This window comes from Microlunatus speluncae (genome assembly GCF_009299835.1).
Classification (GTDB): Bacteria; Actinomycetota; Actinomycetes; order Propionibacteriales; family Propionibacteriaceae; genus Microlunatus; species Microlunatus speluncae.
On sequence record NZ_VKCZ01000008.1, the window covers coordinates 33,061 to 45,481 of the forward strand.

Sequence of the window (12,421 nt, forward strand, 5' to 3'; positions counted from 1 at the left end):
AGAACATCCCACTGACAATCGGTCGTCCTATCGCAGGACATCGGCAACGGCTCCGGATGCTTGGTGGTGACCCTTGCATCCGGACGCAACCGTTACCGGACTGACTCTCCGGTCAGCGCATCCAGGCGGTCGAGGGCCACGGTGAGCAGTCGGGTGGTCTCGCGCTCGTGGTTCGCGTAGGGCGCAGGCCAGGCCAAGGCCCGGGCGTAGGCGCGCGCTTCGTGAACGCTCTTCACCGGGGCTACGATATTGGCCCGGCTGATCAGGGGGCCAACGTCTCCCCATGAGCTCAGACCGGTCGTGTACGCGTCGGTGATCTCGTCCCAGTACGGCTCGGCAGCCTGCAACAATCGGCTCAGTGACAGCAGGGGACAGCCGAGCCGGGCCTCCTCCCAGTCAAGAATCACGACCGGCCCCTGGTCGGGAATGATCGCGTTCGCCTCGTTCAGGTCGCAGTGATCGATCGATACCGGCACGGCGGACGCCAGCTGTTCGGCGTAGTCGTGCAGCCGGGCCGCGGCGGCGGACAGGCGTCCGAGCAAGGACGGGTCCTGGTCGCCCATGCTCAGGACATCGTCGACCAGGTCGTCGATCAGATCCGGCAGTTGGTAGCTGGGCAGGCACGGCGCCGGGCGTTCGGCCGCGGCGATTTGGATCGCAGCGATCGTCCGGGCCACTTCGACCCGGCTGTGGACGCCACGTGTTTCCGCCGTTGGGCCCTCGATCAGTCCGAAGGCCGTGCGTTGCCAGCCCGGACCGTCCTCGGTGGCGAGCATTGGCGCGATTGCGTGTGGCGCCACGTCCTGCACGAACCGGTGCACGGCCGGCCCGCTCGGATACAGGGCCGGCTGGGCGTGCTTGCCCACGATCGGGACGCCGTCGGCCAGAAAGGTTCCGGTCGCGCCCCAGCGCTTCACTCGCAGTGGTGTCACCTGCGGCGCGATGCGTGGATGTCCGGGCAGCACAGTGGACAGCCACGCGCGCATCTCCTCACGCGGAACCATGTCCTCGGGCCAGCTGAGTTCTTCGGTCACGGGGTGCTCCCAAGTCAGGGGCGCCCCGGCGGTCAATGTGGCCGGTGTGGGGCGCGGTCTGTCGCGATGGTTTCCATCGGCACCGCACCTCCTCCTGCCGGCTCGTAGTAACTCGGACAGCAGTCACAGTACTGGACGTATCGACGATCTTTGGCTGGTCGGACAACGATCTGGCGCCCGACCAAGATCATCCCGCCTCGGCCAGAGCCCATCGCCTGTCTCACGACGAGCGGACACAGCTACCGAGACAGCCGCTCAGTCGGTCCCCTCATAGCGACCGTCGGCCCACCCGTAACGAGGGGGAATCCACACCGCTTCCCACAGGTGGCCGTCCGGGTCGGCGAAGTAGCCCGAGTAGCCGCCCCAGGACAGAGTTACGGGATCGCGGACGATCCGGGCACCCGCGCGGCGGGCGAGGTCCATCACCTCGTCGACCTCCGCGCGGGAGGAGACGGCGTGGCCGAGGGTGATCGATGGTGCGCCGCCAACGGGTTCCCCCGTGTCGGTGGCCATGAAGTCGAAGGTCCAGACGACCAGCCGCGCACCGTCCTCGAGGTCGAAGAACGCGATGCCGTTCGCGGAGTCGTCCTCGCCCAGCGGAAACCCGAGGCCGTCGCGGTAGAACTCCACGGACCGGGCCAGGTCGGCGACGCCGATGCTGATGATGCTCACACGTGGTCGCACTGCAACTCCCTGGGCCGGGTCGAGAAATTGCTGATCATGGTAGGCGCCCCGGAAACTCCAGCGCGGTTCCGCACGGTCGATGGCAGCATGGCGTCCGTGGCGACGATGACGATGCGGGCGGCCCGCCCGGACGAGGCCGGGTTGCTGGGCGAGATCGCAATCCGGGGCAAGGCGCACTGGGGCTATGACCAGGAGTTCCTGGACGCCTGTCGGGAGGAGCTGACGTTCACGCCGGAGGGGGTGGCCGCGCGTCGGATCGTCGTGGCCGAGTCGGCGGGACAGGTGCTGGGATTCTACAGCCTGGACGGCGAAGCACCGGCGGGCGAGCTGGGCAATCTGTGGGTGGTGCCGGAATCGATCGGCACCGGGCTCGGCCGGATGATCTTCGAGTCGGCGATGGGTACGGCGCGCGAGCTCGGCTTCATCACCATCAAGATCGAGGCCGAGCCGCGGGCCGAGGGCTTCTATCTGGCGATGGGTGCCGTCCGGATCGGCGAGGTCCCGTCCGGCTCCATCCGCGGCCGGGTGTTGCCCCTGCTGAGGTACGACCTGAACGATCGGAGCCGGCCGGCGAAGGCGTGATCAGTGGTTCGCTGCGGCTTGCCCTTCGACGGGCTCAGGGAACGACCTCCCAGCGCCACTGATCCGGTCGTGATCGACCCGTACTGAACCCCCGGCGCCGACCGCCTCCACGACCCCGTGCAGCGCTACCTGCCGGCCGCCGACGAAGACGCGGTCGATCCCCTCCGGGGCGGCCCACGGATCGAGGTACGTCGAGCGCTCGGTGATCGTTTCCGGATCGAAGACCACCACGTCGGCGCGCAGGCCGGGGGCCAACTGACCGCGGTCGCGGAGACCGGCCCGGGCCGCCGGCGCCGAGGTGCAGCGGCGCACGGCCTCCTCCAGCGTGAGCACCGGATCCTCGCGGACGTAGCGCTGGAACAGCCCCGGATAGGCACCGAAGTAGCGCGGATGCGGCAGCCCACGGTCCCGGCGATCGGGGTCGACCGCGAGACCGTCCGAGCCGATCATGGTCCGCGGATGGCGTAACACCTCACGAAGATCAGCTTCGGACCGGCCGAAGGCGATGATCGCCGGATCGACCGTGCCCAGCAGCTCCACGGCCGCCTCGGCCGGCGATCGACCGCTCGCGGCACCGACCTCGGCGACGGTGCGGCCGTCCAGTTCCGGTCGCCCGGGCACCCGGCCGAGCACGATCTCGTCCCAACCGACGGCCGGATCGATCATGGCCTCGATGATCTTGGTCCGCCCGGCCGGATCCGCGATCCGGGCGCGCAGGCCGTCCTGGCCACCATCCATCGCCCAGCGCGGGGCGAGCTGGGACAGGTTGGTGCTGCCGGCCAGATACGGGTAGCAGTCCGCGGCGACGTCGACGCCGGTCTCGGCGGCGGCGTCGATCGCGGCCAGCGCCCGGCCGACCGAGCCCCAGTTTCGCCGCCCGGTGGTGGTCAGGTGAGAGATCTGCAGCCGGCACCCCGACCGCTCGGCGACCGCCAGCGCCTCCGCCACGGCCGCGTCCAGCTCACCGGCGTAGTCGCGCAGGTGGATGGCGAGCAGGGCGTCGTTGCGGGCGACCACGCCGGCCAGGGCGGCCAGCTCGTCGAGTCCGCCGTACGCACTCGGCGGATACATCAACCCGAGCGACAGGCCGACCGCGCCCTCGTCCAGGGCGGTCTGCAACATCGCGCACATCTGCTCCAGCTCGTCCGGCCGCGGCGCCCGCTGGGCCAGCCCGATCACCGACGCCCGGATGGCCAGATGCCCGGCCAGCAAGGCGATCCCGAGGTTCGGCCGGGCGTGGTCGACGCGATCCAGATACTCCGCCACGCCACTCCAGGCCCAGCCGACCTCGGCCACCTCGACGATGCTGAGCAGGCCGCGCACGCCGGTCACGGCTTCCGGGGCCACCGGCGCGACCGCCAGACCGCAGTTGCCCGCGATCTCGGTGGTCACGCCCTGCCTGATCTTGCTGGTGCCTGCCGGATGATCAAGCACCGAGAGATCGGAGTGCCCGTGCAGGTCGACGAAGCCCGGCGCGATCACCCGTCCTTCGACGTCGATCCTGTCCTCCGCCGGCACACCGGAAAGATCACCGATCGCGGCGATCCGGCCGGCCCGCCAGCCGAGGTCGGCCCGGTGACCGGCCGCGCCGGTGCCGTCGATGATCACGCCGCCGGTGAGGACGACGTCGAGCGGCGTCACGCGGACTGGACCGGCGTCCGCTGCTCGCCGAGGTTGCCGACCCGGGCCGTCATCACCTCGCCCGGCTTGAGGTAGACGCCGATCGCCGCCCCGGTGCCGTCCGGCGTTCCGGTCTCGATCACGTCGCCCGGCTCCAGCGTCATCACCGACGACGCGAACGCGATCAGCTCGGCCACGCCGAAGATCATGTCCTTGGTCGAGCCCTGCTGCCGGACCACCCCGTCGACCTCGAGCACCAGCTCCAGGTCCTGCGGGTCGGGCACCTCGTCGGCCGTGACCAGGTAGGGCCCGAGCGGCGCGAAGCCGTCCGGCCATTTCCCCAACAGCCAGTCGAAGAAGGGATGGACGTGCTCGGAGTCGCGCTCGAAGCCGGCGTCGATCGACCGGGCCGACACGTCGTTGGCCGTGACATACCCGGCGACCACGTCGAGCGCCTGCTCCACCGGCACGTCACGGCAGCGCTGCCCGATCACCACGGCCAGCTCCACCTCCCAATCGTTCTGGGACGAGATCGTCGGCAGCCTGATCGGATCGTACGGCCCGGTGATCGACGTCGACGGTTTCAGGAACAGCCGCGGCGTCGCCGCCGCTGGGTTCATCGGGGTGCCACCGCCCTCGCGAATGTGATCCGCGTAGTTGGCCGCCACCGCGAGCAGTTTCGGCGGCCGCAGCAGCGGCGAGATCAGCATGATCTCGTCGGCCGATCGCTCGGCGCCGGAGCGCTGTCCGGCTGCGGCGAGGCCCTCGCCCTCCAGCACGCCGAGCAGATCGCCGGGGCCGAGTTCGATCACCCCGGAAGCAAGATCAGCTCCGGCCAGGCGGCCGTGATACACCGCGCCGTCTCGTTGATAGCTGACGAAACGCATGGGTCAGGATCCTCCTTGTTGAGTACGAAAGCCGTTCGTTCCCTGAGCTTGTCGAAGGGCGGGCTCGAACTGGCTTGCCCTTCGACAGGCTCAGGGAGCGTTGGTCGAGTCGGCGAGCACGATGACGGAGCTTTCGGAGATCGACCGGCGGACCGCGGCCAGCACCCGGACGATCGCCCGGGCATCGTCCAGCGACGGCAGCCGCGCCGGACGTCCGGCCGCCGCGGCTCCGACCTGGTCCAGCAGCCCGTCCAGCGCCTCCGGGCCGTAGCGACGGCTCTCGACCCCGCCGTTGATCAACACCGCGGGCCGGCCGAGATCGGCCAGCAGGACGCCCTCGTTGCCCAGCACCCGGATCCGGTCGTCGGGCGAGCCGACGGCCGGCCCGTCGATCAGGCCGACCGTGATCGACGCACCGATCTCATGATCGAAGATCAGCGTCGCGGTGACCGCTCCGGCCTTCGCGTCGAGCGGGGCCGAGGTCCGGGCGGCGACGGACCGCACCTCGAGACCGAGGATGGTCCGGACCGCATCGACGCTCTCGGCCAGCAGATCCTGCAGGCTCGGCTGATCGGCATCGGTGCCGCGGACGACCAGCTCGGATTGGACCGCCCAAGGCAGACCGAGATCACCACCGACCACGGAGCCCGCGAGCCGTTGTGCCCCGGGCTGGAAGCGGCGGGTCAGGGCCGGGATGATCACTCGTCCCGCGGCCCGATCGGCGAGTTTGCCGAGATCGTCCTCGGTCCACGAGGCGATCCGGCCGATCAGCACCACCGGCGCCTCGATGTCGTCGGCCTCCGGGACCAGCTCGAAGCGATCGGCCAGCGCGCGATCAAGCTCGGCCGGCAGCGCCCCGGCGGTCGCGATCCGCGGGCCGACGGCCGGTGTGTTCGGTCCGGTCATCGGGCCACCTCCCCGGTCAGCGTGATCATGGTGCCGTCGGCCAGTGATCGTTCCGCCGCGTCGCCGAGCACGACCGCGGCCAGGCCGGTCCGACCGGTCACCGCCTCCCCGTCGCCGGCGGAGCCACGGACAGTGGCCAGCCAGCTCCGGGCCTGGGCCAGGAACGGGCTCGGCCCGCCGGCCAGCGATTTGGTGCCGTCGTGGCCCCAGAGCAGGGTTCCCTCGTTGTCCCACGGCAATCGGAGCGTGCCCTCGTCGCCCTGCACGAACACCTCCCGATAGCCGATGCCGCGCGGCTGGTTGGCCCGGCTCATCTCGCACACCGCCGACGCACCGGACGCGTAGCCGACCGTGATCATCAGATAGTCGTGCACCTCGAGATCGGCTGCGGCCCGCTTGCGTCCGTACGCATGCACGTGGGTCGGGGTGTCGCCCAGCCACCAGGTGACCAGGTCGAGCAGATGGACCCCGTTGTGCAGGGCATGGCCACCGGACCGCTGACGGTCGATCTGCCAGTTGCGCCAGTCGCCCCAGATCCAGCCGCCCAACAAGGTGATCCGGGCCTGCAGCGGCCGGCCCACGGCACCATCGGTGATCGCCTGCCGGACCGCTCGCGCGTACGGTGCGTAGCGGTGCGTGTGCGCCGCCGACAGGACCAGACCGCGATCTTCGAACAGGGTCACCAGCTCGGCGGCCGCGCTCGGAGTGATCGCCAGCGGCTTTTCGATCAAGGCGTGCACCCCGGCCTCGGCCAAGGCCCGGCCGATCGCCGGATGGGTGTGGTTCGGTGTGCAGACGATCGCCGCGTCGGCCGACCATTCGGTGATCGCCGCCGCCAGATCGACACTCCACGGAACGCCGCCGGCGGCCCGCGCGGCCGCCGCCGCCCGGCCGGGGTCAAGATCAACGATGCCGGCCACCTCGGCGTCCGGCAGCTGGTGCAGGGCGTTCAGGTGCTCGCCGGCGATGAAGCCCGAGCCGATCACGATCACCCGCGTCGGAGCCGTCATGATCATGCCACCCCCAGTGCCGGCCGCGGATCGCCGTCGAGGATCCACTCCAGCGTCTCGCTCTTGATCTCCGGCATGCCCTGGATCCGCATCGCCGCCATGTCCCGCAGTCCGGCGACGGCGTCGGCCGGCGTCCACAGCGCGTAGTCGGAGCCGAACAGCAGCTTGTCCACCACGCTCCACTCCTGGGCCCGGGCCAGCGCCAGATAGCCGTCCATCGGCCGGTGCCAGCTGGCCGAGACGTCGGTGAAGACGTTGCGGTTCTTCCGGCAGACCACCATCGTCTCCCGCTGCCAGGGATGACCCATGTGGGCGATGATCTGCTTCAGGTTCGGGTGCCGGCGGGCGACCTCGTCGACCACCAGCGGCTGGCTGATGTCGAGCCGTCCCTCCGGGCTGGGCGTGGCGCCCATGTGCCAGAGGATGATCAACCCGGCCTCGTCGGCTGCGGCGTAGATCGGGTCGTACTGCTCGTCGGTCGGATCGAAGTGGGCCAGCACCGGGTAGAGCTTGATCCCGCGCAGGCCGCGGGCGACGCCGTCCTTCAGTTGATCAAGGACGTCGTCGTCGCACAGGTCCAACGCCATGAAGCCGAGGGTCGGCGTCTCGGTGTTGGCGCAGAACCATTCGACGTATTCGTTGGGAGTGTCCACCCCCGCCCGGGTGGCGCGCAGGCCGAAGGTGAACGCCAGTTCGACGCCCGCCTCCTTCATCGCCTGATCGAACTCGGCCGGCGTCTTCTCCACGTAGTCGTGGCCGTAGACCGGCTTCCAGTTGGTCTCCCACTCGGGACCCCAGTGCTCGCTGAGGTGGCAGTGGGTGTGAACGTCGATCATCGCTTCCTGTCGGATTGGAGGGTGTGCGATTACACCCGCAGTTGCGCGGTCAGATTGCTGATCGCGACGACGAAATCCTGATCTTGCTGCAGCGACTCGGCCAGCCGGCCGAGCTCCGCCGCGTACTCCTTCTGCCGGGTCGGCCCGAACTCGGCCGCCGGCCCGGACAGGCTGACCGCGGCCAGCATCTGGCCGTCGATCTCGATCCCGACGGCGATGCAGCGCAGGCCGGTGCTGCGCTCGTTGTCGTCGATCGCGTAGCCGCGGGTCCGGACCTTCTTCAACTCTCGCAGCAATTCCGGCAGCTCGGTGATCGTCGACGGAGTGAAGCCCTCCCACGGCCCGTCGGACAACCGGGCGGTCACGGCCTCGTCGTCCAGGCCGGCCAGCAGCACCTTGCCCAGCCCGGTGCAGTAAAGATGATCACGCGAGCCGGGCGCGGCGTTGAACCGCAGCGGCCGGTCCGGCTGCTCGACGCACAGGTGCAGCACCTGATCACCGTCGAGCACGCCGAGGTTGCAGGTGTGCCCGGTCTCGGTCGCGGCCTGGGCCAGGTAGTGCCCGGTCACGTCGGCGATGTCCAGCGACGCCCGGTACGCGGACGCGAGGTGCTGCACCTTGTGCCCGAGCCGGAACGACGGCTGCTCGTCCACCCGGACCAGGTATTCCAGCTCGACCAGCACCGACAACAGCCGCACCAGAGTGCTCTTCGGCAGCTTCGTGGTGGCGTTGAAATCGCTCAGCGTCAACGGCCGATCCGATTCCGCCAGTTGCTCCATCAGGCCGAGGCCACGGGCCAGCGCGTTGGCGTGGTAGTTGGCCGAGGCGGGCCGGGTCTCGGCAAGCGCCCGCGGCTTGCTCGATGAGGCGGCCTGCTTGCTCGATGAGACACGTGCCACAGCTCAGCGCTCCTGATGATCGGAAACGGCGGTTGTTCGAATGGTAGTGCCGACGGCCGGGTCGACGTTCTCCGGGAAATGACAGGCGGACAGGTGTTGGTCGCCGGTCAGCTCGGCCAGCGGCGGCGGCGTGGTCGCACAGACGTCCTGCGCCTTCCAGCACCGGGTCCGGAACCGGCACCCGCTCGGCGGATTGCTGACGCTCGGCACGTCGCCGGTCAGCGTGATCCGGTCCCGTTCGTCCCGCCGCTCCGGGTCCGGGATCGGCACCGCCGACAGCAAAGCCTTCGTGTACGGGTGCCGCGGCCGGTGGTAGATCTGTTCCCGGCTGCCCTGCTCGACGATCATGCCGAGATACATCACGGCGATCTGATCGGAGAGGTGCCGGACCACCGACAGGTTGTGCGAGATGAACACGTACGCCAGCCCGAGCCGCTGCTGCAGATCCTGCAACTGATTGACCACCTGGGCCTGGACGGACACGTCGAGCGCGCTCACCGGCTCGTCCAAGATCAACACCTTGGGCTCCAGGGCCAGGGCCCGGGCCAGTCCGATCCGCTGCCGCTGACCGCCGGAGAACTCGTGTGGGTAGCGATAGGCGTGCTCCGGCCGCAGCCCGACCAATTCCAGCAGTTCGTTCACGCGGCCCCGGCCGTTCGGCCGGTAGAGGCCCTGCACCCGCAGCGGCTCGGCGATGATCTCGGCCACGGTGAGCCGCGGCGACAGCGACGAGAACGGGTCCTGGAACATGATCTGGATGTCCCGGCGGCGGGCGCGCAGCCGGGCCGGCGGCAGCCCGGTCAGCTCGTCCGACTCCAGCCAGACCCGGCCCGCGGTCGGATCGATCAACCGGGCCAGCAGCCGGCCGGTGGTGGACTTGCCGCAACCGGACTCGCCGACCAGGCTCAGCGTCTTGCCGGCCGCGACGCCGAAGTCGAGACCGTCGACGGCCCGGACCCAGCCGACCTGGCGGCGCAGCACGCCCTTGCGGATCGGGAAATGCTTGACCAGGCCCTCGACGCGCAGGATGTCACTCATCGGTGGACCTCCGCGGCAGGGATCGGCTCGTCGGGTTCCTGAGCCTCGACGACGGTCCGGACGAACACCTGCTCCGGCGTCCGTCCGATCAATTCCTCGGTCCGGAAACACGCCGCCAGGTGCCCGCCGCCGACCTCGGTCAGCGCCGGATCCTCAGTCCGACAGCGATCGATCGCCATCGGGCAGCGGGGATGGAACGGGCACGCGCTGATCCGCTGGCTGACGTCGGGCGGGCTGCCCGGGATCGGATGCAGCCGGTCAAGATCGGAATCGAGCGTCGGCAGGCTGGCCAGCAAACCCATCGTGTACGGGTGCCGTGGCTGGGCGAACAGGTCCCGGACACCGGCGGTCTCGACGATCCGCCCCGCGTACATGACGATCACCCGGTCGGCCAGTTCGGCGACCACGCCGAGGTCGTGGGTGATCAGGATGGCCGCAGCCCCGGTCTCCCGCTGGGCCTTGCGCAGCTGATCCAGCACCTGGGCCTGGATGGTCACGTCCAACGCCGTGGTCGGCTCGTCGGCGATGATCAGGTCGGGGTCGTTGGCGATCGCCATGGCGATCATGGCCCGCTGCCGCATGCCGCCGGAGAACTCGTGCGGATACTGCCGCAGCCGCTGCTCCGGGTTGGCCACGCCGACAGACGTCAGCAGGCCCAGGCAGCGCTCGATCGCCGTGGTCCTGGCGATCTTCGGCTCATGCAGTTTGATCGCCTCGATCAGCTGGGCGCCGATCGTCATCACCGGGTTCAGCGCGGTCATCGGATCCTGGAAGATCATCCCGATCCGGCCGCCGCGGACCGCCTGCATCCGTTGTTCGGAAGCCTTGGTCAGCTCCTCGCCGTCCAGCGCGATCGAGCCGGTGACGTGGCTGCGCCGATCCAGCAGACCGAGCACCGACAAGGCGGTGACGCTTTTGCCGGAGCCGGACTCACCGACGATGGCCAGCATCTCGCCGGCCCGGACCTGGAACGACACGCCGGCGACCGCGTACACGGTGCCGTCCTCCGTGCGGAACTCGACGGCCAGGTCGTTGATCTCGAGTAGCTCGGCCAATTCAGCTGCCCTGCTTCGGATCGAGAGCGTCGCGCAGTCCATCGCCGATGAAGTTGACGCCGAGCACGGTGATCGCCACCGCCAGCCCGGGCGGCAGCCAGAGCCACGGCTGGTTGCGGATCACGGTCAGCGACTGGGCCTCGTTCAGCATGTTGCCCCAGCTCGCGGTCGGCGGCTGGATGCCCAGGCCGAGGAAGGACAGGGTCGCCTCCAGCCCGATCGAGCCGGCCACCGACAGGGTCCCGGCGACCACCACCGGCGGCAGCACCGCCGGCAGGATGTGCCGAACGATCACCCACCACGGGTGGGCCCCGGTGGCCCGGGAGGCCAGAATGTATTCGTTCTCCCGGATCGACAGCGCGCTGCCGCGCACCAGCCGGCCACAGATCGGCCACTGGAACACGCCGATCGCGATGATCATCGTCGGCACACTCGGGCCGAGGATGCCGGCCAGCACGATCATCACCACCAGCGACGGGAAGGACAGGAAGATGTCGGCCAGTCGCATGATCAGCCCGTCGACCCAGCCGCCGAGCATGCCGGCCAGGCTGCCGAGGACGATGCCGAGCAGCACGGCCAGGGCCGCGGAGGCGATGCCGACGCCGAGCGACACCCGGCCGGCGTGCAACAGCCGGGCGAACACGTCTCGGCCGGTGCCATCGGTGCCGAGCCAGTGCTCGGCGGACGGCTTCGACCGGATAGCGGAGAGATCGGTCGCGTTCGGTGGGAACTGCGCGATCAGATCGGCTCCGACCACGGCCAGCACGATGATCGCGAGCACGACCAGGCTGACCACGGCGGCCCGGTGCTTGAGGAAGCGACGCAGGGCCATCTTGCCCGGCGACCGGTGGCCGCCCCGGGTCGGGGCCGCGGCCGTCGCGCGTTCGGTTGCGAGCGGGGTAACCGTCATTGCAGCCTCACCCTCGGATCGACGACCGTGTAGAGGACGTCGGCGAGCAGGTTGGAGATCAACACCATCACCGCGCCGACCAGCGCGAACCCGATGATCACCGAGTAGTCGTTCTGCTGCACCGCGGTGACCGCCAGCCGGCCCATGCCGGGCCAGGCGAAGATCTGCTCGATCACCACGGCGCCGGCGACCAGATGCGACAGGTCGGAGGCGAGGATGGTGATCACCGGGATCAGCGAGTTGCGCAGCCCGTGGATCACCGCCCTGCGCGGCGAGGCCCCCTTGGCCCGCGCCGTCCGGACGTAGTCCGCGTCCAGCTCGGACAGCAGGCTGGACCGGACGTAGCGCATCAGCCGGCCCGAGTTGCCGATGCCGAGGATCAACGCCGGCAGCACCAGGTGGCGCAGGGTGTTGATCAAGGACGGATCGGTCGGGTCGGTGATCCCGGACGACGGCAGGATCGGGAACTGCAGCGTGAAGACGAAGATCGCGACCAGGGCGATGAAGAAGACCGGGAAGGCCACCACCCCGAGGCTGAAGAACGTCGCGATGTAGTCGGTGATCGTGTTGCGCCGGACGGCCGCGATGATGCCGAGCGGGAACGCGATCAGGATGGAGCAGACCAGCCCGACCCCCATCAGCTCGATGGTCGGGCCGAGCCGCTCGGCCAGCAACTCGGTCACCGGCCGGCCGTTGACCATCGAGTAGCCGAGGTCGCCGGTGAGGGCGTTCCCGGCCCAGTTCAGGTACTGCACCACGATCGGCTGGTCCAGGCCGAGCTCGGCCCGGCGGGCCGCGATGTAGTCCGCCGAGCCGGAGTTGAGCAGCTCGGGTGGGATCATCATCGCGATCGGGTCGCCCGGCGTAGCCCGGGTCAACGCGAAGATCGCGATGGTGATCACCCAGAACACCCCGATGTTGATCAGCAGGCGTCGGATCAGGTACGCGCCCACACAACTC

13 protein-coding genes are annotated in these 12,421 nt (G+C 69.6%); 1 reads left to right on the forward strand and 12 read right to left on the reverse strand.

Translation table 11 applies throughout. The annotated features are described in order from the left end of the window. Nucleotides 1-92 precede the first annotated feature (92 nt). Together FNH24_RS11495 and FNH24_RS11500 are read right to left on the reverse strand one after the other, a co-directional pair. Nucleotides 93-1,034, reverse strand: coding sequence for a phosphotransferase (locus FNH24_RS11495; protein WP_152362332.1), 942 nt, complete (start codon nucleotides 1,032-1,034; stop codon nucleotides 93-95). A gap of 255 nt (nucleotides 1,035-1,289) precedes the next feature. After that, on the reverse strand, nucleotides 1,290-1,706 hold the full coding sequence (locus FNH24_RS11500; protein ID WP_217428166.1) for a VOC family protein: 417 nt from the start codon (nucleotides 1,704-1,706) through the stop codon (nucleotides 1,290-1,292). 117 nt (nucleotides 1,707-1,823) lie between these two features. On the opposite strand from FNH24_RS11500, the gene FNH24_RS11505 reads away from it, so the two are divergent. Beyond that, nucleotides 1,824-2,300 carry a GNAT family N-acetyltransferase gene (locus FNH24_RS11505; RefSeq protein ID WP_152362574.1) on the forward strand — a complete coding sequence of 159 codons (477 nt, stop codon included), beginning with the start codon at nucleotides 1,824-1,826 and terminating at the stop codon, nucleotides 2,298-2,300. Here the strand turns inward: FNH24_RS11505 and FNH24_RS11510 are convergent, their stop codons facing one another. The 10 genes from FNH24_RS11510 to FNH24_RS11555 all read right to left on the reverse strand — a co-directional run bounded on the left by FNH24_RS11510 (nucleotide 2,301) and on the right by FNH24_RS11555 (nucleotide 12,414). Continuing rightward, on the reverse strand, nucleotides 2,301-3,941 hold the full coding sequence (locus FNH24_RS11510; protein WP_152362334.1) for an N-acyl-D-amino-acid deacylase family protein: 1,641 nt from the start codon (nucleotides 3,939-3,941) through the stop codon (nucleotides 2,301-2,303). Continuing rightward, nucleotides 3,938-4,807 (reverse strand): fumarylacetoacetate hydrolase family protein, encoded by an 870-nt coding sequence (locus FNH24_RS11515; RefSeq protein ID WP_152362335.1) that lies wholly within the window; start codon nucleotides 4,805-4,807, stop codon nucleotides 3,938-3,940. Before FNH24_RS11515 ends, FNH24_RS11510 begins: the two co-directional genes overlap by 4 nt. 90 nt (nucleotides 4,808-4,897) lie before the next feature. After that, entirely contained in the window at nucleotides 4,898-5,713 is an 816-nt protein-coding gene (locus FNH24_RS11520) for a hypothetical protein (protein WP_152362336.1), read from the reverse strand. Then, the gene (locus tag FNH24_RS11525) at nucleotides 5,710-6,723 is read right to left on the reverse strand and encodes a Gfo/Idh/MocA family protein (protein WP_161606099.1); all 1,014 of its coding nucleotides are present in this window, start codon (nucleotides 6,721-6,723) and stop codon (nucleotides 5,710-5,712) included. Before FNH24_RS11525 ends, FNH24_RS11520 begins: the two co-directional genes overlap by 4 nt. A gap of 2 nt (nucleotides 6,724-6,725) precedes the next feature. Then, entirely contained in the window at nucleotides 6,726-7,559 is an 834-nt protein-coding gene (locus tag FNH24_RS11530) for an amidohydrolase family protein (protein WP_152362338.1), read from the reverse strand. Between the two features lie 29 nt (nucleotides 7,560-7,588). Beyond that, entirely contained in the window at nucleotides 7,589-8,458 is an 870-nt protein-coding gene (locus FNH24_RS11535) for an IclR family transcriptional regulator (RefSeq protein ID WP_152362339.1), read from the reverse strand. 3 nt (nucleotides 8,459-8,461) lie between these two features. Next, entirely contained in the window at nucleotides 8,462-9,496 is a 1,035-nt protein-coding gene (locus tag FNH24_RS11540) for an ABC transporter ATP-binding protein (protein WP_152362340.1), read from the reverse strand. Further along, nucleotides 9,493-10,551 carry an ABC transporter ATP-binding protein gene (locus FNH24_RS11545; protein ID WP_161606100.1) on the reverse strand — a complete coding sequence of 353 codons (1,059 nt, stop codon included), beginning with the start codon at nucleotides 10,549-10,551 and terminating at the stop codon, nucleotides 9,493-9,495. Before FNH24_RS11545 ends, FNH24_RS11540 begins: the two co-directional genes overlap by 4 nt. A 1-nt stretch (nucleotide 10,552) precedes the next feature. Further along, nucleotides 10,553-11,461 (reverse strand): oligopeptide ABC transporter permease, encoded by a 909-nt coding sequence (gene opp4C / locus FNH24_RS11550; RefSeq protein ID WP_175047878.1) that lies wholly within the window; start codon nucleotides 11,459-11,461, stop codon nucleotides 10,553-10,555. Then, nucleotides 11,458-12,414, reverse strand: a complete 957-nt coding sequence (locus tag FNH24_RS11555; protein WP_152362342.1) for an ABC transporter permease — start codon at nucleotides 12,412-12,414, stop codon at nucleotides 11,458-11,460. Before FNH24_RS11555 ends, opp4C begins: the two co-directional genes overlap by 4 nt. Between the last annotated feature and the right edge of the window lie 7 nt (nucleotides 12,415-12,421).